Annotated in this window: 25 protein-coding genes; 13 read left to right on the top strand and 12 right to left on the bottom strand. The window is 67.8% G+C overall.

Going from position 1 to position 21672, the window contains the following annotated elements; all coding sequences use genetic code 11:
* Positions 1-74 precede the first annotated feature (74 nt).
* Genes Q0R27_RS10520 through Q0R27_RS10500 form a run of 5 tightly spaced genes read left to right on the top strand, consistent with a single transcriptional unit; the run spans position 75 to position 5883 of the window.
* On the top strand, positions 75-932 hold the full coding sequence (locus Q0R27_RS10520) for a GntR family transcriptional regulator (protein WP_293944185.1): 858 nt from the start codon (positions 75-77) through the stop codon (positions 930-932).
* Positions 932-2464 carry an NAD(P)/FAD-dependent oxidoreductase gene (locus tag Q0R27_RS10515; protein ID WP_293944180.1) on the top strand — a complete coding sequence of 511 codons (1533 nt, stop codon included), beginning with the start codon at positions 932-934 and terminating at the stop codon, positions 2462-2464. Before Q0R27_RS10520 ends, Q0R27_RS10515 begins: the two co-directional genes overlap by 1 nt.
* Complete coding sequence (locus tag Q0R27_RS10510; RefSeq protein WP_293944175.1) at positions 2461-3282, top strand: SDR family oxidoreductase; 822 nt, start codon at positions 2461-2463, stop codon at positions 3280-3282. Before Q0R27_RS10515 ends, Q0R27_RS10510 begins: the two co-directional genes overlap by 4 nt.
* Positions 3279-4226: an alpha/beta hydrolase gene (locus Q0R27_RS10505; protein ID WP_293944173.1), complete on the top strand. Its 948-nt coding sequence runs from the start codon at positions 3279-3281 to the stop codon at positions 4224-4226. Before Q0R27_RS10510 ends, Q0R27_RS10505 begins: the two co-directional genes overlap by 4 nt.
* On the top strand, positions 4219-5883 hold the full coding sequence (locus tag Q0R27_RS10500; protein WP_293944171.1) for a choline dehydrogenase: 1665 nt from the start codon (positions 4219-4221) through the stop codon (positions 5881-5883). Before Q0R27_RS10505 ends, Q0R27_RS10500 begins: the two co-directional genes overlap by 8 nt.
* Positions 5884-5894: 11 nt before the next feature.
* On the opposite strand, the gene Q0R27_RS10495 is transcribed toward Q0R27_RS10500, so the two are convergent.
* Positions 5895-7322: a coniferyl aldehyde dehydrogenase gene (locus tag Q0R27_RS10495; protein WP_293944170.1), complete on the bottom strand. Its 1428-nt coding sequence runs from the start codon at positions 7320-7322 to the stop codon at positions 5895-5897.
* 174 nt (positions 7323-7496) lie between these two features.
* On the opposite strand from Q0R27_RS10495, the gene Q0R27_RS10490 reads away from it, so the two are divergent.
* From Q0R27_RS10490 to Q0R27_RS10480, 3 genes are read left to right on the top strand one after another with little or no spacing between them, the layout of a single operon-like run.
* Positions 7497-8072 carry a hypothetical protein gene (locus tag Q0R27_RS10490; protein ID WP_293944166.1) on the top strand — a complete coding sequence of 192 codons (576 nt, stop codon included), beginning with the start codon at positions 7497-7499 and terminating at the stop codon, positions 8070-8072.
* A gap of 8 nt (positions 8073-8080) precedes the next feature.
* Positions 8081-9202, top strand: coding sequence for a CaiB/BaiF CoA-transferase family protein (locus Q0R27_RS10485; protein ID WP_293944165.1), 1122 nt, complete (start codon positions 8081-8083; stop codon positions 9200-9202).
* Positions 9199-10353 (top strand): aminotransferase, encoded by a 1155-nt coding sequence (locus Q0R27_RS10480; RefSeq protein ID WP_293944163.1) that lies wholly within the window; start codon positions 9199-9201, stop codon positions 10351-10353. Before Q0R27_RS10485 ends, Q0R27_RS10480 begins: the two co-directional genes overlap by 4 nt.
* Here the strand turns inward: Q0R27_RS10480 and Q0R27_RS10475 are convergent.
* Positions 10325-11155: an EAL domain-containing protein gene (locus tag Q0R27_RS10475; protein ID WP_293944161.1), complete on the bottom strand. Its 831-nt coding sequence runs from the start codon at positions 11153-11155 to the stop codon at positions 10325-10327. The two genes, Q0R27_RS10480 and Q0R27_RS10475, sit on opposite strands and share 29 nt — an antisense overlap.
* A gap of 13 nt (positions 11156-11168) precedes the next feature.
* Positions 11169-11567 (bottom strand): response regulator, encoded by a 399-nt coding sequence (locus Q0R27_RS10470; protein ID WP_293944159.1) that lies wholly within the window; start codon positions 11565-11567, stop codon positions 11169-11171.
* 126 nt (positions 11568-11693) lie between these two features.
* Here Q0R27_RS10470 and Q0R27_RS10465 point away from each other — a divergent pair, with 126 nt between their 5' ends.
* From Q0R27_RS10465 to msrA, 3 genes are read left to right on the top strand one after another with little or no spacing between them, the layout of a single operon-like run.
* The gene (locus Q0R27_RS10465) at positions 11694-12395 is read left to right on the top strand and encodes a PilZ domain-containing protein (protein ID WP_293944157.1); all 702 of its coding nucleotides are present in this window, start codon (positions 11694-11696) and stop codon (positions 12393-12395) included.
* A 54-nt stretch (positions 12396-12449) separates the two neighbouring features.
* A complete protein-coding gene (locus Q0R27_RS10460) occupies positions 12450-13205 on the top strand; it encodes a queuosine precursor transporter (protein WP_293944155.1) in 756 nt (251 codons plus the stop codon).
* A gap of 44 nt (positions 13206-13249) precedes the next feature.
* Entirely contained in the window at positions 13250-13789 is a 540-nt protein-coding gene (gene msrA / locus Q0R27_RS10455) for a peptide-methionine (S)-S-oxide reductase MsrA (protein ID WP_293944153.1), read from the top strand.
* A 105-nt stretch (positions 13790-13894) separates the two neighbouring features.
* Here the strand turns inward: msrA and Q0R27_RS10450 are convergent, their stop codons facing one another.
* Positions 13895-14812, bottom strand: a complete 918-nt coding sequence (locus Q0R27_RS10450) for an L-threonylcarbamoyladenylate synthase (RefSeq protein WP_293944151.1) — start codon at positions 14810-14812, stop codon at positions 13895-13897.
* 47 nt (positions 14813-14859) lie between these two features.
* Between Q0R27_RS10450 and Q0R27_RS10445 the strand changes: the two genes are divergently transcribed.
* Positions 14860-16530 (top strand): acyl-CoA dehydrogenase, encoded by a 1671-nt coding sequence (locus tag Q0R27_RS10445; RefSeq protein WP_293944149.1) that lies wholly within the window; start codon positions 14860-14862, stop codon positions 16528-16530.
* Here the strand turns inward: Q0R27_RS10445 and Q0R27_RS10440 are convergent.
* Together Q0R27_RS10440 and Q0R27_RS10435 are read right to left on the bottom strand one after the other, a co-directional pair.
* Entirely contained in the window at positions 16527-16883 is a 357-nt protein-coding gene (locus tag Q0R27_RS10440; RefSeq protein WP_293944147.1) for a GntR family transcriptional regulator, read from the bottom strand. The two genes, Q0R27_RS10445 and Q0R27_RS10440, sit on opposite strands and share 4 nt — an antisense overlap.
* A 39-nt stretch (positions 16884-16922) precedes the next feature.
* Positions 16923-17510, bottom strand: coding sequence for a nitroreductase (locus Q0R27_RS10435; protein ID WP_293944144.1), 588 nt, complete (start codon positions 17508-17510; stop codon positions 16923-16925).
* Between Q0R27_RS10435 and Q0R27_RS10430 the strand changes: the two genes are divergently transcribed.
* A complete protein-coding gene (locus tag Q0R27_RS10430) occupies positions 17503-18531 on the top strand; it encodes a J domain-containing protein (protein ID WP_293944142.1) in 1029 nt (342 codons plus the stop codon). The genes Q0R27_RS10435 and Q0R27_RS10430 overlap by 8 nt on opposite strands.
* Here the strand turns inward: Q0R27_RS10430 and Q0R27_RS10425 are convergent.
* The 6 genes from Q0R27_RS10425 to Q0R27_RS10400 form a co-directional block, all read right to left on the bottom strand.
* Positions 18528-18980 carry a hypothetical protein gene (locus Q0R27_RS10425; protein ID WP_293944140.1) on the bottom strand — a complete coding sequence of 151 codons (453 nt, stop codon included), beginning with the start codon at positions 18978-18980 and terminating at the stop codon, positions 18528-18530. The genes Q0R27_RS10430 and Q0R27_RS10425 overlap by 4 nt on opposite strands.
* A 32-nt stretch (positions 18981-19012) precedes the next feature.
* The gene (locus Q0R27_RS10420; RefSeq protein ID WP_293944138.1) at positions 19013-20110 is read right to left on the bottom strand and encodes a cell wall hydrolase; all 1098 of its coding nucleotides are present in this window, start codon (positions 20108-20110) and stop codon (positions 19013-19015) included.
* Between the two features lie 33 nt (positions 20111-20143).
* The gene (locus Q0R27_RS10415; protein ID WP_293944136.1) at positions 20144-20341 is read right to left on the bottom strand and encodes a DUF2842 domain-containing protein; all 198 of its coding nucleotides are present in this window, start codon (positions 20339-20341) and stop codon (positions 20144-20146) included.
* The gene (locus Q0R27_RS10410) at positions 20338-20925 is read right to left on the bottom strand and encodes a 5-formyltetrahydrofolate cyclo-ligase (RefSeq protein ID WP_293944134.1); all 588 of its coding nucleotides are present in this window, start codon (positions 20923-20925) and stop codon (positions 20338-20340) included. Before Q0R27_RS10410 ends, Q0R27_RS10415 begins: the two co-directional genes overlap by 4 nt.
* A 153-nt stretch (positions 20926-21078) precedes the next feature.
* Positions 21079-21393 carry a cell division protein ZapA gene (locus Q0R27_RS10405; protein WP_293944132.1) on the bottom strand — a complete coding sequence of 105 codons (315 nt, stop codon included), beginning with the start codon at positions 21391-21393 and terminating at the stop codon, positions 21079-21081.
* Positions 21394-21570: a hypothetical protein gene (locus Q0R27_RS10400; protein ID WP_293944131.1), complete on the bottom strand. Its 177-nt coding sequence runs from the start codon at positions 21568-21570 to the stop codon at positions 21394-21396.
* Positions 21571-21672 lie beyond the last annotated feature (102 nt).

Below are 21672 nucleotides of genomic sequence, written 5' to 3'. Positions count from 1 at the left end.
TGAACAAGTCTGACGAACTTGTCGTACAATCCACTTGCGGACCGCGCCCTGTCAAGGCACTTGTGTGCGGGTAGATGACAGACGCGAAACAGATCGGATTAGACCGCGAAGCGCGGCGCAGCGTGCCCGAGTGGATCGCCGATGCGATTGATTACGACATTGCGGCGCAAACGCTGGTGATCGGCGAGCGGCTGGTCGAGAAGCAGATCGCCGAGCGTCTGGGGGCCAGCCGCGGGTCGGTACGCGAGGCATTGCGATTGCTGGCGAGCCGCGGGTCGGTCGAGCTGACCCCCCAGCGCGGCGCGGTAGTGACGGGCTATTCGCTCGATCGCATGGCCGATGTGTTCGCGGTCGGCGGGATGCTGATGGCCTTGGCGGCGCGCTATGTTGCGCGGCACCGGAATGCCGGCAGCCTGCAACGGATCGGTGAGCGTGTCGCGCGGGTCGAGGCAATGACGGCGCGGGGCTTTTCGCCGCCGCTCGACTTTGCCACCGCGCTTGGTGGAGTTACCGCAGCAGTGGTGGTCGAAAGCGGCAATCCGGTCATCCGGGCGGAAGTGTCGGCGGTGTTCAACCGCTCGGTATGGCGGGCGATGTGGGAACATCCGTGCGATCATTTGACGATCGAACGCCAGCGCGAGGAAGCGGCCTTCGCCCGGCGCCTGCTTGAGGCTATCGGCGACGGCGACGCTGATCGCGCCGAATTCGAATTGCGGCAGTTCCAGCAGCGCCTGGCCGACCGGGTAACGACCGAACTGGCGCGGCAGCGCGGCGAGCGTCCGCCCGCGAGCGCGCCCCTGGGGCTGGATTCGCCGCAGATCGGAGACCAGGAGTTCGATGACCGACTGGCGCGTATCGAAGCCAAACTCGACGCGCTTTGCGAACCGTCGGCGTCGGCCATGCGCCCGCCCTCTCTGGCAAAGGTGCGCTGATGGCCGATTTTGATCCTCGACCCGCGTCCCGTGCGGCGACCGGTGGCCAGCCGGGCGTCGTCGATGTCGACGTACTGATCGTCGGCGCCGGCCTGTCCGGAATTGGCGCCGCCTGGTATCTCCAGCATCTCTGTCCCGACCGTAGCTTCGCGATCCTCGAGGGGCGCGGCGCAATTGGCGGGACGTGGGACCTGTTCCGCTATCCGGGGGTCCGCTCTGACAGCGACATGTTCACGTTGGGCTATGCGTTCCGACCGTGGACCGAGGCCAAGGCGATCGCCGATGGGCCATCGATCCTGCAATATGTCCGCGATACCGCGCACGAGGCGGCGATCGATCGCCACATCCGCTTCCACCATCACGTCAAGCGCGCGAGCTGGTCGAGCGAGCAGGCGCGCTGGACGGTCGAGGCGGAGCGCCTGGACAGCGGCGAAACGGTGACCCTGACCTGCCGCTGGATTCACATGTGCAGCGGCTATTATGATTACGCCGAGGGGCATCTTCCCGAGTTCGCCGGGCGCGAAGCGTACAAGGGCGATTTCGTCCACCCCCAATTCTGGCCCGAGGATCTCGATTATTCGGGCAAGCGCGTGGTGGTAATCGGCAGCGGCGCGACGGCGGTGACGCTCGTCCCCGAAATGGCCAAGGCGGCGGCGCATGTGACGATGCTGCAACGCTCTCCAACCTACGTCGTCAGCCGCCCGGCGGAGGACGGGGTCGCCAATTGGCTGCGCCAGAAGCTTCCGGCCCAGGTTGCCTATGCCATCGTGCGCTGGCGCAACGTGTTGCTGCAACTGTTCTTCTTCCAGCTGTCGCGGCGGCGCCCGGCGATGGTCAAGAAGCAGATGGTGAAGGGCGTAAGCGACGCGCTCGGACCCGATTACGACGTCGGCAAGCATTTCACCCCGAGCTACAATCCGTGGGACCAGCGCGTCTGCCTGGTGCCCGACGCCGATTTGTTCGAGGCGATCAACAGCGGCAAGGCCGAGGTCGTGACCGACACGATCGACACGCTGACCCCCGACGGCATCCGCCTGCGGTCGGGGGAGGAGCTGAAGGCCGACGTGATCGTCGCCGCGACCGGGCTCAAATTGCAATTGCTGAGCGATGTCGAGTTCAGCGTCGATGGCGCGGTGCGGCGATTGAACGAAACGCTGACCTACAAGGGGCTGATGTTCAGCGACGTGCCCAATCTGAGCTACAGCTTCGGCTACACCAATGCGTCGTGGACGCTGAAGGCCGACCTGACCGCGGGATTCGTGTGCCGGCTGCTCAACCATCTTCGCGACCGGGGCTGCCACATTGCGGTAGCGCATCGCGACCCCGGCGTGGCCGAGGCGCCGTTCCTCGATTTTACGTCAGGCTATGTCCAGCGCGCCGCCTCGATCCTGCCCAAGCAGGGCGCAACCAAACCGTGGAAGCTTAACCAGAATTACGCGCTCGACATGGCCGCGCTGAAACTCGGCAAGCTGGACGACGGAGTGATGAAGTTCATGCGCTGCGGAGCGCCGGTGGGGGTTAAGGTGGCATGAAACTTGGCGGACGGACGGCGGTAATCACCGGCGCGGGAAGCGGGATCGGTCGCGGCATTGCCCTCGCCCTGGCAAAGCGTGGCTGCAACCTCGCGCTGGCCGACGTCAATCAGGCGGGCATCGACGAGACCGCGGCAATGGTCGGCAACGTCGAGGTCAGTACTCATTGCATCGACGTCGGCGACCGCGAGCAATGTCTGGCGCTGCCCGCCGCGGTGCTCGCTGCGCATGGCCGCGTGGACCTGCTGTTCAACAACGCCGGGGTCGCGATCGGCGGGACGTTCGAGCAGGTCGACGAGGCCGATTTCGACTGGCTGATGGGAATCAACTTCGCTGCGGTGGTGCGACTGACGCGGGCGTTCCTGCCGCATCTGAAAACACGCGACGCGGCGCGGATCGTGAATACTTCGAGCCTGTTCGGACTGATCGCCCCGCCGAACAATACCGCTTATTGTGCAAGCAAGTTCGCGGTGCGCGGCTTTTCGGAATCGCTGCGCAACGAGCTGGCGCTGGCCGGGTCGAAGGTCGGGATAAGCGTGGTACATCCAGGCGGGATCCGCACCTCGATCGCGCGCAATGCGCGGGCACCAAAGCACGTCACCAACGCCGAGGCGGTCGAGGCCGAGGCGATGCGCGCCAAATTCGACACGAAATTCCTCAAGATGCCGCCCGAGCGCGCGGGCGAGATCATCGTCAGCGGGGTCGAACAGGATCGCCCGCGGATCATCGTCGGCAATGACGCGAAGTTCGGCGCCCTGATCGAACGATTGGCGCCGGTGAGCTATTGGAAATTCCTCGGGCGGAGCATGAGCGCATGAAAAAGGGCAGGCTGGCAATCGGCGCGGCGACTGCGGCGGCGGCGGCGGGCGCGTTATTCTTCACCGCAAGGACCGCGCGCAAGGTAGAGGCACTGGTGCCGCGCGACGGGCGCATGGTCGAGGTCGACGGGCAACAACTGCATGTCGCCGAGGAAGGCGCTGGTCCGCCGTTGCTGCTGATCCATGGGCTGGGCGGGCAGATGCGCAATTTCGGGCGCGACCTCATCGACGATCTGGCTCGCGACTACCGCGTGATCCGCGTCGATCGGCCCGGCTCGGGATATTCGCCGCGTGCCGCCGGGACTCCGGCCGACCTGCGCACCCAGGCCAGGCTGATGGCCGGGCTGATCGACGAATTGCGGCTGGAGAAGCCGTGGCTGGTCGGGCATTCGCTCGGCGGCGCACTCGCGCTGACGATCGCGGTGCTTCATCCCGACAAGGTCGGCGGCCTGTTGCTGATCGCGCCCGCATCGCAGCCGGTGACGGAGGTGTCCAAGGCGTTTAAGGGGCTGATGGTGCCGCCGCGGATGCGCGGCATGATCGCGCACAGCATCGCGGTGCCGATGTCGATCCTGGCTTCCAAGGCGGTGATGGCCGAGGTGTTCAAGCCCGAGCCGGTGCCAGAGGATTTCGCGATTGCGGGCGGTGGCGCGCTGGGGATGCGGCCATCGGCGTTCATCGGGGCGTCGGCCGATCTGGCCGAGGCGGGGACCGACATGTCGGATGTCGTTGCCGGCTATGCCGATCTCACGCTGCCGACGCACATCCTGTTCGCGCGCGGCGACGCCCTCCTCGACCACCGCGATCACGGCGAGCGCACCGCACGTGAAATCCCCGGCGCGCGGCTGACGCTGGTAGAAGGCGGCCACATGCTGCCCTTCACCCAAGGCCGCGAGACGGCGCAGTGGATCCGCCAATCGATCGAGGCAGGCGCCAATGGCTGACATCACCGAGGCCGATTATGTCATCGTCGGCGCGGGCTCTGCCGGGTGCGTGCTCGCCGCGCGGCTCAGCGAAGATCCCGACACGCGCGTGGTGCTGCTCGAGGCGGGAAATGACGACCGGCCGATGAAGGCTCCGGGGCAATTCCTGTCGAACGTGATGATCCACGTCCCCGTCGGCTATGCGCAAACGCTCAAGGATCCCAAGGTCAACTGGCTGTATGTGACCGAGCCCGACGCGGGGACGCACGGGCGCCCGCATGTCTGGCCACGCGGCAAGGTCCTCGGCGGGTCGTCGTCGATCAATGCGATGCTGTACGTACGCGGGCAGCGATCGGACTATGACCACTGGCGCCAGCTCGGCTGCGAGGGCTGGGCGTGGGACGATGTCTTTCCGTATTTTCGCAAATCGCAGGACCAGGAAAATGGCGCGTGCGAAAACCATGCCGTCGGTGGTCCGCTGCATGTCTCCGACGTGCGCGACAAGCATGCGATTTCCGAGGCGGTGATCGAAGCGTGCGAGGCGCTGGGCCTGCCGCGGCGCGACCCGAATGGGCCGGAGCAGGAGGGCGCGAGCTGGTTCCAGCTGACGATCAAGGAAGGCAAGCGGCACTCGGCGGCGGTGGCCTATCTGCATCCCGCAATGGGACGCGCCAATCTGGCGGTCGAGACGGGCGCGCTGGCGAGCCGCGTCCTGTTCGAGGGCAAGCGCGCGATCGGGGTCGAGTTCTCCCAAGGTGGCCGAACGCGTACGGTGAAGGCGCGACGCGAGGTGATCCTGGCGGGGGGCACGATCAATTCGCCGCAACTCCTCGAGCTGTCGGGGATCGGCCAGGGCGAGCGGTTGCGCGCGCTCGGGATCGACGTGATCGCCGATCTGCCAGGCGTGGGCGAGAATCTTCAGGACCATTTCGTGGTTGGCGAACGCTTCCGGCTCAAGGCAAACGTGATGTCGGTCAACGAAATGGCGCGCGGGGTGCGGTTCCTTGGCGAGGCCGCCAAATATCTGTTCCAGAAGCGCGGGCTGCTGACGCTGTCGGCGGCGCATATCGCGGTGTTCTGCCGCTCGCGCCCCGAGCTTGCCGGGCCCGACATTCAGTTTCACATTCTGCCCGCGACGATGGACATCGACAAGCTCGCCAACGAGCAGAAGATGGAGCTGGAGAAGCAACCCGGGCTGACCATTGCGCCGTGCCAGCTGCGCCCCGAATCGCGAGGCTCGGTGCACCTGCGCAGCGCCAACCCGGCCAATCATCCGGCGATCCAGACCAATTATCTGAGCGCCGCAGAGGATCAGCGCGTGATCGTCTCGGCGCTTCGGTGGGGTCGGCGGATCGCCGCCCAGCCGGTTCTCGACCGTTATATCGATCATGAGATGAACCCCGGGCCGGAGTTACAGTCGGACGAACAATTGCTCGAATTCGCGCGGGAAACGGGGACCACCATCTATCACCCGGTGGGTACTTGCGCGATGGGGCATGACGCGCGCGCGGTCGTCGATCCGCAGTTGCGCGTGCACGGGGTCGAGGGGCTTCGCGTGGTCGATGCCTCGATCATGCCGCGGCTGATTTCGGGCAATACCAATGCGCCGACGATCATGATCGCGGAGAAAGCCGCCGACATGATCCTGGGCAAACGGGCGCTATCGGCGGCGGCCTAGCGGCCAGCGCGCTAACGGGTCAGCATTCTCGCAACGAAGGCGGCGGTCTTGCCCCACGGCGGCCCCATCCGCTCGAACACATTGACCGCGCCGATCTTGTGGATCGCGCGGGCGTGGCTGAAGCGCTTGAACCCTTCCTCGCCATGATAGGCGCCGATCCCGCTCGCGCCGACCCCGCCGAAGGGCAGGCTCTCCTGCGCGATGTGCATCAGCGTGCCGTTGAGCGTGACCCCGCCCGAGATGACCCGGTCGAGCAGGCGCCAATGGTCGGACGAGCGGTCGCTGAACGCATAAAGCGCCAGCGGGCGTTCGCGCGCCAGCATGAAGGCAATCGCCTCGTCTTCGCTGTCGTAGGGGATGATTGGCAGGATCGGACCGAAGATCTCCTCGCCGAGCAACAGCCCTTCGGCGGGGGCGCCCAGCACGATCGTCGGGCCGATCTTGCCCGCCGCACTTGTCCCCTCATCCTCGTGCGCGAGGATGGTGGCCCCCGCGTCACGCGCCGCCTCGATGGCGCCCGTCAGACGCAGGCGATGGCGTTCGGAGATGACTCCGGAATAGTCGGCATTGCCGGCCACCTGGGGGTAGGAGTGCCGCGTCTGGGCGAGGATCGCCTCGGCGAGCGCCTGTGCCTTGGCCCTGGGGACGAGCACATAGTCGGGCGCGATGCAGGTCTGGCCGGCATTGACGAACTTGCCAAAGGCAATGCTGCGCGCGGCCTTCTCGATCGAGTAATCGTCGAACAGCATCGCCGGCGACTTGCCGCCAAGCTCGAGCGTTACGGGCACCAAATTGGCCGCGGCCGCCTTGTAGACTTCGCGCCCGACCGCGGTCGATCCGGTGAAAAGGAGGTGGTCGAACGGCAGCGAGGAAAACGCCTTGCCGGTCTCGGTCCCGCCGGTAACGACGGTTACTTCGTCGGCGGCGAACTGCGCGGCGATGGTGCTTTCGAGCAGCGCCGAGAAAGCGGGGGTCAGCTCGGACGGCTTGAGCATCGCGCGATTGCCCGCCGCCAGCGCGTCGACCAGCGGCGACAGCGCGAGTTGGAGCGGGTAATTCCACGGCGAGATAATTCCGATCACCCCTAGCGGCTCGTGGCGGACCCACGCCTTGGCGGGCTGGAAGGTAGCCTCGACGCGGCGGCGCTCGGGCTTCATCCATCGCGAAACAGCCTTTCGCGCATGCTTGATCGCGCTGAGCGTGGGAATAATCTCCAGCAGCTTGGTCTCGGTTCGGGAGCGCGTGCCGAAGTCGGCGGAAATGGCGTCGGCAAAGGCATCGGCGTTCACAAGGACCAGCTGTTTCAGCCGATCGAGCCGGTCGCGACGGGCGGCGGCGCTGGGGATGCCGCCGTTGCGCGACGCAGCGTGCTGGACGTCGAACGCGGCGCGCATTGCCGCAGCGGCGAGGGACGGGTCGCGGGGGTTGGCGTCGGCCATGGAAGATCGTCCTCGAGTGAGCGGCTTGATATTCGGATTACAGCAGCGCTCGCCCGAGCGGAAGACGGTGATGGTGCCCGCGGCGCGCGTGATCCACCTCAATGACTTCACAGGCCGCGATATTGCCCGCATTCGGTCAATGACGTGGCGCCGGGGAGGTGCTAGCCTTTGTCCGTGACAGGTGTTTCGCACGACATGGATCATGCTCGCCGAGCGCGGTGGATCGCCGCGGCGGGGTGGTCGATCATCTTGCTCAGCGCCGGCGCGGCGGTGCTGCCGCTGGTCGGGCCGGCGAGCGGCGCGGCGATCATCGGGGCATTGCTGGGGCTCGCCGGGGCCGCCGAAATCATTGCCGCCACCCGGCGCCAGGAAACGCGGCGGCTGGCACTGCTCGCGGGGGGGCTGACGGTCGTCGCCGGTCTGCTGTTCGCGACCGATCCGGCGACAAAATTCCTGCCGACGGTGACGATCATCATGGGCTGGCTGTTCCTGCGCAGCCTCGTGCTGGCGGCGGCGAGCCTGCTCCAGCATGGCTCGGTGCGGCTGTGGAGCGCAGTGTCGGCGGCGACCGATTTCGTGCTCGCGCTGGTGCTTGGCGTGGGGCTGTCGATCTCGACACTGGTGGTAACGTTGTTCGGCGCAACGACGCCGATGGTGGCGAGCTTCGCCTGGGTGCTGGCGATCAGCTTCATCGCGACCGGCGCGCTGCTGCTCGAGGTCGCCAGCTTCGCGCGGCGCGAGGACGTCTGAGCCCGGGAATGGCCGCGCCGCTCGAGGGGATGAGGATCGTCGAGCTTGGCGGGATCGGGCCGGGGCCGTTCGCGGCGATGATGCTCGCCGATCATGGCGCCGAGGTGATACGCATCGAGCGCGCGGGCATGCTCGAGATCTCCAACGACCCGATGATGCGCGGGCGACGATCGCTTTGCCTCGACCTGCGCAGGGACGAGGCGCAAGCGGTGGTGCGGCGGATCGCGGGAACCGCGGACGGGCTGATCGAGGGCTATCGGCCGGGCGCGATGGAGCGGCTCGGGCTGGGGCCGGAGGTGCTGCTCGGTGACAATCCGCGGCTGGTCTATGGGCGCGTGACCGGGTGGGGGCAGGACGGTCCGCTGGCGGGGGAGGCCGGGCACGACCTCAATTATCTTGCGCTGAGCGGGTTGCTCCACACGATCGGACGCCCGGGCGAACCACCGGTGCCGCCGCTCAACCTCGTCGGCGATTATGCCGGCGGGGGGATGATGCTGGCGTTCGGGATGGTCGCGGCGCTGCTTGGCGTGGCGCGCGGCGGGGCGGGGCAGGTGATTGACGTGGCGATGAGCGATGGGGCCGCGCTGATTGGGACGATTGCCTATGCGATGAAGGCGGCCGGGCAGTGGACCGACCAACGCGGCGCGAACCTGCTCGACGGCGGGGCGGCGCTGTATGGCTGCTACGAATGCGCCGACGGTCGCCATGTCGCGGTCGCGGCGCTGGAGCCGCAATTCCGGCGGGTGCTGCTCGACGGGCTCGGGCTGGCGGACGAGCCGCTGTTCGATACGCAGTTCAAGCCTGCCGACTGGCCGGCGCAGAAGGCGCGGCTGGCGGCGGTGCTGGCGACGCGGGGGCGGGACGATTGGGTCGCGCACTTCGCCGGCAAGGACGCGTGCCTGTCGCCGGTGCTGACGCTGGCCGAGGCGCCGCTGCATCCGCACAATGTGGCGCGGGAGACGTTTGTCGCGGCCAAGGGTGGTGTTCGGCCGGCGGCGGCGCCGCGCTTTTCGGCGGCTTCCGATGAGCGGGCGGAGGCCAGGCCCGGCGGCACAATGCTGCTCGTCGAGTCCGGCTTCAGCGACGCGGAGATCGCGGACTTGCGCGCAAGCGGGGCGCTGACCGCGTGAACCCGCTCTATGAATCGATGGCGACGAGCGTGTTCGAGCGCATGTCGCTCGCCGCGGCGGCGCGCGGGGCGATCAACCTTGGGCAGGGTTTCCCCGATTTCGGCTGGGAGCCCGCGATGCTGGCCGAGGCGGCGCGGGCGCTGACCGGGGGATCGAACCAATACGCCCCGTCGCGCGGGCTGCCGGTGCTGCGCGAGGCGGTGGCGGCGCATTATGGCCGGCATTTCGGTCAGACGCTGACCGCCGACCAGTTGTGCGTGACGAGCGGCGCGACCGAGGCAATCGCGGCGGCGCTGCTCGCGACGGTGTCGCCGGGCGACGAGGTGATCGTCATGACCCCGGCCTACGATGCCTATGCGCCACTGGTGCGCCGCGCCGGCGGTGCGGTGCGCGAGGTGACGCTGCGGCTGCCGGGCTGGCGGATCGACCGCGACGCACTCCAGGCGGCGGTCACGCCGCGCACCCGCGCGATCATCCTCAACAATCCGCATAATCCGACCGGCCGGCTGTTCGACCGGTATGAGCTCGCGGCGGTCGCGGCGGTGGCGGTGGCGCACGACCTGATCGTCATCGCCGACGAGGTGTGGGAGCATGTCCTGCTCGATGGCCAGCGGTTCACGCCGATCGCGACGCTGCCGGGAATGGCGGCTCGGACGATCAAGTGCGGCTCGGCGGGGAAGATATTTTCGCTCACCGGGTGGAAGATCGGCTGGCTGGTGGCCGCGCCGGAGCTGGCCGCGCTGGCGGCGCGCGCGCACCAGTTCCTGACCTTCGCATCGGCGCCCAATCTGCAGGCGGCGGTGGCCTATGGCCTGAACGAGGGCGATGGCTGGCTCGACCCGATGCGCGTCCGCTTTGCCCGCGCACGCGACCGGCTGGCGGCGGGATTGACCGAGGCGGGCTATGCCGTGCTGCCGAGCGCCTCGACCTATTTCCTGTGCGTCGACCTCGCCGCATCGGGGATCGTGCTCGACGACGAGGCGTTCGCGGCGCTTGCGCTCGATCAGGCCGGGGTCGCGGTCATCCCGCTGTCGCCGTTCGCCGAAGTCGCGCCGCCGCGTCACCTGATCCGGCTGTGCTTCGCCAAGCAGGACGCGACGATCGACGCGGGGGTCGCGGCGCTCAGGCGGGCGCGGGAACTGGCGGCCTGAGCGGTTCGATGAGCGGCGGCCAGCGCTGGTTCCAGTCGCGCAGCCACTCAGCCAGCGTGTCGGGCGCGAGCGGCCGCGATATGAGATAGCCCTGCGCGACGTCGCAGCCGAAGTCGCGCAGCAGGTGCAGCTGTTCCTCGGTTTCGACCCCTTCGGCGGTCGCGGTCATGCCGAGCCCGTGGGCGAGGTCGATCATCATCCGGACAATCATCCGGCTGTCGGCGCTGGCGATCATGTCGGTCACGAAGAAGCGGTCGATCTTCAACTCGGTGAAGGGCAGCTGGCGCAGCTGCATCAGGGTCGAATAGCCGGTGCCGAAATCGTCGATGGCAAGCCCGATCCCCTTGATCCGGAAGCGGGTCAGTGTGTCCATCAGCTTGATCAGCGGTTGGGTCGAGCCCTCGGTCAGCTCGAGCACCAGCCGGTCGGTCGGCACGTCGAGTGCGCGGCACATGCGTTCGACGAGGTCGGGGAAATCGAGCTGATCGAGGCTCAGCGCCGAGATGTTGAAGGCAAGGCAGAGGTCGATCCCCTGCGCGTGCCAATCGCGCCATTGGCGCAGCGCGGTGCGCAGACCCCAGTGGGTCAGCGGGTCGATCATGCCGTGACGTTCGGCGAGCGGGACGAAGCGCGAAGGCGGCACTGACCCCAGTGCCGGATCGTCCCACCGGACGAGCGCCTCGACCCGCTTGAGCGTCCCGTCGGCGAGGCTGACCTTGGGCTGGTAGACGAGGTGCAGGCGGTTGTTGATCAGCGCCCGCTCGAATCCGTCGAGCAGCCCGATATCCGCCTGCGCGATCATGGCCGCCGGCGGGTCACGGGACGAGCGACGGCTTGAGGTTGGTCAGCAGGGTCTCGATTTCCTCCAGCCGGGTCGGCTTCTCGAGCGGTCCGGCCATCGTCAGGCCGAGCGCCTCGCCGAGGCGGAAGGCGCTTTCGAGCACCCGGCGGTCGAACCCGCTGATGATCAGCACCGGGGCGTCATAATGCTCGGCGGCGAGGAAGCGGAGCAATTCGACCCCGTCCATTCCCGGCATCCCGAGGTCGATTGCGACCATTTGTGGGCGCTCGTCGTGGAACGACCGGCGAAATTCACTGTCATCGACCGTGACCACCGGATCATACCCGCTGAGCTTCGCGGCGTCGGCAAGGAAGGCGGCAAGGGCAGGCTCATCGTCGATCAGCAGCAGTTTTGGCTTTGCCGGTTGCGTCATTTATTCCTCGACCGGTGGGATACTCGCGCTTCGCCACAAACAGCCAGCGGAATCGACGCAACGGGATCTTAACCCACTACGCGCTAGATGTCGCCATTCTGGCGCTAATTACTTTGTGAGGCTATCATGTTTGGCGCGTTTATCCGTCGCAAACCGGCCCGGTCATTCGAGCAAGACGATGCCGCGTTCGATTCCACGACATTTTCGCTGACCACGGCAGTGCCGCGGCCGGCCGAGCGGCGATCGGACGATCGGATGCCGGCGCTGCTTCGTGTTGCCAAGCTCATCACGCCCGAGGGCGAACAATTGATCCGCGTGCGCAACATGTCGGCCGGCGGGCTGTCGGCCGAACATGGCCAGCAACTGAGCGTCGGCGAAATCGTGTCGCTCGAGATCGGGTCGCAGAGGGTCCCCGCCACGGTCGTGTGGAAGCGCGAGGGAATTTGCGGGATCAAATTCGATTCGAGCGTCGATCTGGGTGAACTGCTCGCCGGGCGCAAGCCGCGCCACGGCTTTCGCGCCCGCCCGCCGCGGCTCGAGGTCCAGTGCAAGGCCAGCCTGCGGATCGACAAGACCTATTACACGGTCGACGTCCACGATCTCTCGCTCGGCGGATTGAAGGTCGAGCCGATCGAGGAATATTGCCTCGGCAAGCAAGTCGTGGTGGTCGTCGAGAGCCTGCGCCCGGTGAAAGGCGAGGTGCGCTGGTTCGCCGATCGCAAGGCGGGCATCGTGTTCGACCAGCCGCTGAAATTCGAGGAGCTCGCCGAATGGATGGGCAAGCGGCTCGAAATGGCCAGCCTCAAGGCGAGCTACAAGCGCGACTAGAGCTTTCAATCGGCGCGCTGGCCTTCATCGGATATTCCCGATAATCATTCCCCGATGGGGGGTATCGATCACGAGCCAGCGGGCGTGCGCGCGGTCGAGGCGAGCGAGGTCGCCGGGCGGCCGATGCGATTGTTCGACTTCGTCATGGTCGCGTTCGTCGTCATCCTGCTGCTGTCGAACGTCATCGGCGCGGGCAAGCGCGCGGTCATCGACCTGCCGTTCGTCGGGCCGTGGCCGTTCGGCGCGGGTATCCTGTTCTTTCCTTTGAGCTACGTGCTCGGCGACGTGCTGACCGAGGTGTACGGCTATGCCCGCGCCCGCCGCTGCATCTGGGCCGGGTTTTGCGCGCTGCTGTTCATGGTCGCGATGAGCCTGGTCGTCGTCGCGCTTCCGCCCGATGCCGGCTGGACGGGGCAGGCTGCATATGAAGCGGTGTTCGGCCAGGTCCCGCGGATCGTGTTCGCCTCGATCGCCGCCTTCTGGGTCGGCGAATTCGCCAACAGCGTCGTGCTGGCGCGGATGAAGGTGTGGACGCGGGGGCGGATGCTGTGGACGCGGACGATCGGGTCGACCGTCGTGGGGCAGGGGTTCGACAGCCTGATCTTTTACCCGCTCGCCTTCTGGGGCGTGGCCGGCTGGCCGGTCGACACGCTCGGCAAGGTGATGGCGACGCAGTTCGTGCTGAAGGTCGGCTGGGAAGCATTGCTGACCCCGGTGACCTATCTCGTCGTCGGCTGGCTCAAGCGCAAGGAGGGGCTCGATGTGTACGATACGGCGACCGCCCTCACGCCGTTCGCCTTGCGCACCTGATTGTGCTTCCTACATCCTGTCCAACAGACTGAAAGGACAAAATGATGGCCGACGAAACCGCGATCCTGGCCGGTGGCTGTTTCTGGTGCACCGAGGCGATTTTCCTCGACCTGTTCGGGGTCAAGTCGGTCGAAAGCGGCTACACCGGCGGGCAGACCGCCGAGCCGACCTACAAGGCGGTGTGCGGCGGGGATACCGGCCACGCCGAGGCGGTCAAGATCGTGTTCGACCCCGCCGAGCTGTCCTTTGGCGACCTGCTCGACATCTATTTCGCGACGCATGACCCGACCCAGCTCAATCGCCAGGGCGGCGACGTCGGCACCCAGTATCGCTCGGCGATCTTCCCCCAGTCGCCCGAGCAGGACGGCGAGGCACGGGCCGGAATCGCACGCGCCAACGAGGGTCATGACGGCCGGGTGGTGACCACGATCGAGCCCGCCGCGACCTGGTATCCGGCCGAGGACTATCACCAGAATTACTGGGACGGCGAGGGCCAGCGCAATCCCTACTGCCTCGCGACGATCCCGCCCAAGCTGGCGAAATTGCGCAAGAGCCAGGCGAGGCTGAAGAGCGAACAAGTATAGCGTCGTCCCGGCGAAAGCCGGGATCCCGGGAGGCTGGAGGGCGAAAGGTCTCTCGGTTGCCGTGCGCTTTTTGCGACCGGGATCCCGGCTTGCGCCGGGACGACGTCAGCGTGGGGCAGCTGCTCTGCTGAGCCGGTCGCGGATCGCGGCGGCCAGGCCGTCACCCGCTACTGGCGCGACCGCGATGCGCGGCTCGGGCGCGGCGTCGGCTTGGTGAAGCAGGTCGAACAATTGCGCGGCGGCTTCGATCGGGTCGCCCGACGGGCTCAGCGACGTGGTTCCGGTGACGGGGCCGAAGCCGATCAGATACTCGTCGGGTTCGGCGGTCGTGGCGTCGAGGCGCAGCGGCTTCGACGGCGCATAGTGGCTCGCCAGCTGGCCCGGCGCTTCGATCCCGCGCGTTTCCTCCGCCGCGTCGATCTCGATCGGCCCTCGCCGGAGCAACCGTGGCGCTCCCCCGGTCGCGGCGACGATGGTGCTCTCGATCCCCTGCGAACAAGGTCCGCCGTCGATGATCAGCGCGATGCGACCCCCGAGGCTCGCCCGCACATGGTCCGCGCGGGTCGCGCTGATCTTGCCGCTGGCATTGGCCGAGGGGGCGGCGAGCGGCTTTCCCGTCGCCGCGAGCAGCGCCTGCATCGCCGGGTGGGCGGGAACGCGCAGCGCGATGGTCGCAAGGCCGGCGGTGACCAGCGGCGCGATCCCGGCATCTTCCCGCAACGGCACGACCAGCGTCAGCGGCCCCGGCCAATGCGCCTCGGCCAGCGCCCGCGCGGTCTCGTCGAACACCCCGATCCCTTCCGCCGCCGCCAGGTCCGCGACATGCACGATCAGCGGATTGAAACTCGGCCTGCCCTTCGCGGCATAGATCAGCGCAACCGCCTCGCCGTTGGTCGCGTCGGCGGCGAGGCCGTAGACCGTCTCGGTCGGCATCGCGACCGGCTCGCCCGCCGCGATCAGGCGCGCGGCTTCGGCGATCGCGGCGGGGCTAAAGCGCAGGGTGCGGGTCACTGGCGAGGCCATCGGACGGCGGCTATAGTGCGGACAGTTTCAAGCCAAGGAAAACCCGCATGAGCTTTGCCTGCCCGGTGCGCGACCAGCGCCTTGTTCTCGACCAGTTGGTGCGGATCGGCGAGCTCGCGGCGGGGGAGCGGTTCGCCGACGCGACCCCCGACACGATCGACGCGGTGCTCGACGGTGCGGCGCGGTTCGCGGAAGGCGAATTCGCCCCGCTTGACCGGATCGGCGACACCGTCGGCGCGCGCTGGAGCGACACGGTTGTGACCATGCCGCCGGGCTTTCGCGCGGCCTATGCCGCGTTCGTCGAGGGCGGCTGGATGACCCTCGCCGCGCCGGTCGAAGCGGGCGGGCAGGGGCTTCCGCTGGCGCTGTCGGCGGCGCTGATGGAGGACCTCAACGCCGCCAATGTCGGCTTTGCGCTGTGCCCGATGCTCAGCCTCGGGGCGATCGAGGCGCTCGAGGCGCATGGCTCGGACGAACAGAAGCGCGATTACCTGCCGCGTATCGTCAGCGGCGAGCTGCCCGCGACGATGAACCTGACCGAGCCGCAGGCGGGAAGCGACGTCGGCGCGCTCAAGACCCGCGCCGAGCCGGTCGGCGACGGATCGTGGAAGATCACGGGGTCGAAAATCTACATCACCTATGGCGAGCATGACCTGGCCCCGAACATCGTCCACCTGGTCCTCGCCCGCACGCCCGGCGCGCCCGAGGGGACCAAGGGCATCTCGCTGTTCCTGGTGCCCAAAATCATGCCCGACGGCAGCCGCAACGACGTCCACTGCGCTTCCATCGAGCACAAGCTCGGCATCCACGCCTCGCCGACCTGCGTGATGAGCTATGGCGATGCGGGCGGGGCGATCGGCTGGCTGATCGGCGACGAACTGGCCGGCATGAAAGCGATGTTCACGATGATGAACAATGCCCGGCTCAACGTCGCGCTGCAGGGGGTCGGGATCGCCGAGCGGGCGACCCAGCGGGCGGTGGCCTATGCGCTCGATCGGCGCCAGCTTGGGCGCGCGATCGCCGATCATCCCGACGTGCGGCGGATGCTGCTGAGGATGCGTGCGCTGACCAACGGCGCGCGGGCGCTGACCTATTATGCGTTCGGCCAGCTCGACCGCAGGGCGGCGGGGGACGCGGCGGCGGGTCATCGCGCCGAAGTGCTGATCCCGCTGGCCAAGGCGTGGGGCACCGATATCGGCTGCGAGGTCGCCAGCCTTGGCGTGCAGGTCCACGGCGGGATGGGCTATATCGAGGAAACCGGCGCTGCCCAGCATTTGCGCGACGCGCGCATCGCGCCGATTTACGAGGGCACGAACGGCATCCAGGCGGCGGACCTCGTCGGGCGCAAGCTCGGGCTCGACGACGGCGCGGCATTCGACCTGCTGATCGCCGACATTCGCGCCGAGATCGCCGATCCGCGGCTGGTCGCGCTGGCCGACGCGGTCGAAGCGGTGGCCGCGACGCTGCGCCAGTCGGGCGCGGAGGATCGGCTCGCCGGCAGCTACCCGTTCCTGACGATGTGCGCGGTGCTGGCCGCGGGCTGGCTGATGGAGCGCCTGGCGCGAGCAACCCCGGGCGCGGATGGGTTCGAGCAACGCACGCGGGCCGCGGCGGATTATTTCATCGCGGCGATCGTGCCCGAGGCGACGGGCCTGGCGGCGGCGGCGGCGGGTGGCGCAGCGGCGCTTTACGCGCTCCCGGCGGAGGCGCTGGGTTAGGCTTTTTCGCCCTCGACCAGATCGGCCGGCTCGATGCCAAGCCGCTTCATGCGGTCGCGGATCGCGGGCCATTCGGTGGTGATGAACTGGTTTCGCTCACTGTTGCGCAAGCGCGCGCAGGCGCCGCTGGCGACGAACATGCCGATACCGCGTTTGACCAGCACGAGGCCCTCGTCCTGGAAACCCTGGTAGGCCTTGGCGACGGTCAGCGGGTTGGCGCCCTGTTCGGCGGCGAGTGCGCGGACCGAGGGCAGCGGGTCGCCGTCGCTGAACCGTCCGGCGAGGATCGCGTCGGCAATCACCTCGCGCAGGCGGACGTAGACCGGCTTGTCGGAACTGGAGTGGAGCGTCATGCTGTCATAATACAGCACGGCGCACGAAACGCAAGCAAGTCAGTTGGTTGGGCCGACCCAGTGGCGGACAAGCTGGCTCATCTCGGGGCGCGGGCGTTCCTCGAGCGGGCGGCCGGGCGAGCCCAGGAACAGGAAGCCCGCGATCCGCTCGCCCGGCGCGCACAGATTGTGGCGAACGAATTCCGAATAGGTCGGCCAACCGGTGATCCAGCCGCCGACATAGCCGAGCGCGGTCGTCGCGGTGAGCAGGTTCATCGCCGCCGCGCCGGCCGACAATTCCTGTTCCCACGGCGGGATCTTGTGGTCGGCAATCGGGGCGGAGACGAGCACGACGAGGCTCGGCGCCTGGTGCGCGAATTCGATCGCCTGGTCGCGCTTGGCCATCCGTCCGTCGGGATCCTCGACTTCGAGCGCGCGAACCAGCATCTCGCCTAGCGCCGCGCGCTGGTCTTCACCGACGATCACGAACCGCCACGGGAATAGCTTGCCGTGATCGGGCGTGCGCGCGGCGATGGCGAGGATCTGGTCGAGTTCGGCCTCGCTCGGCCCCGGCGCGACCATTTCGCGCGGCTTGCCCGAGCGGCGCGTGGCGAGCAGGGCGAGCGTCGAGGAGCGATCGTTGAGCATCGCCGCCCTCTACGGTTTGCCGAACGACCGGGCAACATCGCCGCGCGATCAACCCATCGTCACACCAATCCATTGCGACGGACGCGATCGGACCGTAGCACAGGCGCTGTCGATGTCCGCCAGTCCTGCCTCTTTCGCCGTCTTGGGATTATCGCCCGGTGCCGACCGCGCCGCCGTCGACCGCGCCTATCGCGCGCTGATGAAGCGTCACCATCCCGACCTCGGCGGAGATGCCGAACGCGCGGCGGCGATCAACCGCGCCTATGCGGAGATCACCCGGCCCGGTGTGACGGCGGCGGCGCCAATAATGGCCGGCCCGGACCTTGCGACCGCGATGTACGAGCGGCGCATCGAACTTCGCCGGCGCGCGGCCACCCGCCGCATCCGCCGCCGGTCGCGCTGGCCGTGGTGGCTACTCATCGCCGCGCTGCTGGGATTTTTCGGCTGGACCAACCGCGAAGCGCTCGCCGATCTCGCGTGGACGCTGCAGTGGCGCTATTTCCAGCCCGCCGCGCAAACCGGAGGCGTGCGCGAGGACGAGGCGGCGGCCGCGAGCAGCGACGCGGGCAATGGCCGTTTCAGCGGAACTCCGGTGAGCCAGACGGCGATCCGGGCGGCGCTGACAGAAACCCGGGCCGCGTTCGCGCGGGGCGGCATCGGCGCGGCCCGCGATGCGAGTTCGCTCTGTTACCAGCGGTTCGCCGGCCAGCCTTCGCTCGCCGGTTTCGACCGCTGCGTCGCGATCGACGATGCGGTGCTGTTCGTCGCCGGAGCGGTCGTGGCCGACCGCGGCGGGTTCGGCGCGGCGTCGCTGACCGCCCGCCAGCTTGCCGCGGGACGGCTGCTGGCGGGCGATTTCGACATGATCGAGGAACGGCTCGACCGCGTCCGCGCAAGCACCCTGCATGCGCTCCAGCCGGGACGGGGGGTGGTTGCGCTGTCGCCGGTTTCGGCCGACTTCGGCAATAATGCCTTGCCCGCGCCGCAGCCGGGCAGACTGAACGGCGCAACCGCGCTCTAGCGCGTCTTGACCGATCGGCCGGGCTGGGCGGCGCGGCGCTCGAACTGCACGCCGATCATGCGGCACCGCATCAGCGCCTCGCGCGCTTCCTGCGACAGGCGTTGCGGTGGTTTGCTCAGGAACGACAACAGCCCGCGCCTCGCTGCGTGGACGTGCGGGCCGAGGTCGCGGCCGAGCCGTTCGGCGTCTGTGAGTGCGCCGCTGAGCGAGGCGGGCAGCGCGTAGCCGCGAATGGTCAGCGGGCTGCGGCCGTCGGCGGCAATTCCGCGCAATAATTCGGAGGCGACGAGGACGCGCGCCAGGGTCGGGTCGTTGGGCGGAAATTCGGCGCGCTGGAGGATCTCGCGCAATCGTCTTGCCCAGTCGACGCCAAGATCGTGCAGGCCTTTGACGAGCTGGCGATAATGATCGTCGACCGCGGTCCGCTCGGCTGGTGAGAAACCACTCATGCAGGCGGCGTTAGCGGTTTAGCGGCGGATCGTCACGAGCCGAGCGAAGTCTGGCCGAGCGAAGGCTGGCCGAACGGCTTTTGATCGGTGGCTGGTGCGCCCGCATCGAGCACGCTGTTAATCGGTGAACTGGCGGATGTGGGGCGTGGCTTGCTCAGCGCCGCCTCGACCGCGGCGCGGGCCTGCGGGGTGAAGTGGAGGCTGACGCGGCCGTTGGCCTGCTGCGTGACCGGAAGCCCGCCCGCCTGGACCGTCGCGACGGCTGGCGAGGCGTGGCTGGCGGTCGGTGTGCCGGCGGCGACGTAGGCGGCGTGGGCCGACAGGGCAGCGCTGCGCAGCATGTCGGCGCTGGCTTCGCGGCCACTGTATCGCTGGACGAACGCGCCCGGCTGGCCCCATCCGCCGTTCCAGCGATAGAACAGGTGTGCGCCGATCACGTCGGTCTTGGCTAGCGTGCCCGCCCAGGTCGGGAGGACATAGTTGGCGTGATAATGGGTGGCGTTGCCGACTTCGCCGACGACCGCGCCGCCCAGCGCGGCGGCGGCGACGCGGCGGGCGCGGTCCCAGCCGGCTTGGTCGGGGCGGCGATCGAGCGAGCCGTCGCAGGTAAAGGTGAACTGGCAGCCGGTCGGCCGGGTCGCGCCTTGATAGACGACGCCGCAGACGCTCGCCGGGAAGGCCGGGTGGCGCACGCGGTTGAGTACGACCTGTGCGACCCCGCGCTGGCCCGCATCGCTTTCGTTGCCGGCTTCGTAATAGACCGCCTGTGACAGGCAGGTCAGCGCGGCATTATGCGCGGCAAGGCTGGCGCGCCCGATCGAGAAGGGCGCGGCGGCGGGGCCGGCGGCGGCGCTGACCGGGATGTCGCGGTTGATCTCGACCGCCTGCTCGGGGGCGACCGCTTGAACCGTCATGTCGGGTACCGCCGGTGGCGGGGCGCCTTGGGCGGCGTTCGGTGGTGTCAGCGGGGTGCTGTGAGTAGCTGTGCTAAGAACGCTGGCCATCGCGGCGGCGCTGAACGCCAGCGCGCCGAGGGCAAGCGCGGCCTCGCGCGGATAGGCACGGGCCAGCCTGAGCGGCTCCTTGTATGTCAGCGAAACCATGAAGCGGCTGATATAGGTATGTAACACGCCGCGTTCAAGTTATGGCGCAAGTTATTGATTTTACTCTTTGTTCATCCACACAAGGAGAGGCTTCATCGGCAGCAGCCAGGCCAGGCCGGCGATGAGGTAGAACAGGCTCTGCCCCCAGATCGGCCAAGGCGCGATGCGATTGGCGAAGGCGACGACGATCAGTGCGAGCAACCCGATCAGTGCGAGGATGGTGAACAGCCCAATCAGGGTGCGGCCGCTTCGGGTCATGAAAACTCCAACAGTCCATCGGGTGAGGCAAAGGCGTCGAGCCGCACGTCCCACGAATCGGGAACGAGCGGTTCGTCCAATAGCTGCATCGCCCAGCCGATCCCGATGATTTTGGCGCCTTGGTCGCGAAGTGCGGGGAGGGCGCGGTCGTAATGGCCACCGCCCTGACCGATGCGGTTGCCGTGGCGGTCGGCGGCGAGCAGCGGGACGAGGATGAGGTCGGGCTTAACCTCTTTCGCCTGATGCGGCGGCTGAACCCCGCCGACCGGGCAATCCTCGGCGCAAGTGCCGGAGCGGAAGACCATCGGCGAGGTCGCGCTGGCGAAGGCCGGGCAGGCGGTCGTGATCAAGGCGTTCCCGGCGTGCCACAGCAGCATTTGCGGATCGATCTCGCTACCGCGCGCGGCATAGCCGGCGATGACACTCGCGTGTTTGGCCCAAGGCCAGATGATGTCGGTGAGTTTGGTTTGCAGTTCGGTCCGCTGATCCAGCGTCAAGCCTGCGACGAAGGCATTGCGCCGCGCGCGCAATTCCTTGCGGAGATCGGCCTTGGCGGCGGCGGATGGGGTAAGTGACGGGACCACAAATGCCGTTTGCAGGAAATCCTCTGACGCCACAAACGTCAGGTGGGGACCAGATAGACCGGACCAGGATCCGGCCAGGGCCAGCCCCCTAGGATATTGAATCGCCTCAGGGATGTCCGAAGCTCGTACGAAGCAGTACCCGTCGGACCCTATCTACTCCTTCGGAGCGTCTTTCTCAAGGGAATCCGCAAGTTGCTCGAGCCGCTCGGCGAGTCTCACGACGCGTCCCGTCAGCGCGGGGTCGGGAGCGGCGCCCGGCTCTTCGGCGCGATTATCGATGATCTGGTCGGCCAGCAGCAACGAGGCGAACAGCAATTGGCGCGATTCGGACAGGACACCGAGCCCGGCAAGCGCCTCGCGGCTCTTGCCGTCGACCAGCTGCGCGGCGTGGCGCAGCGTCTCCTCCTCACCGGTGCGGCAGGCGACGCGGTAGGAGCGGCCGGCGATGTCGAGATCAACCTCGGCCACCTAGCGCGCTCCCGCGGCGCGGATCATCGCGTCGAGTTCCTCGACCACGCCGCGGACCTTGGCGCGCAGCTGCTGGTCGCGATCCTGTCCGGTGCGCAGCGTGGCAGAGGTGCGCTCGATCCGGTCGAGCGCCCGTTCGGCACGGCTGAGGGCATCGGCGAGGGTCGTTTGATCCATGGATTGAAAGCCTACGCGGGTTAAATCCGACCGGCAAGCGGGAGCGAAGGTTGACGCTCCACGGCCGAGCGACAATAGGCACCGACTCATCGGCCACCCGGC

The sequence above is a fragment of the Sphingomonas sp. genome (genome assembly GCF_025362505.1).
Taxonomy (GTDB): Bacteria; Pseudomonadota; Alphaproteobacteria; order Sphingomonadales; family Sphingomonadaceae; genus Sphingomicrobium.
Note: the sequence above shows the minus strand (reverse complement) of the source record. Positions and strands in the feature narration are given on the sequence as shown.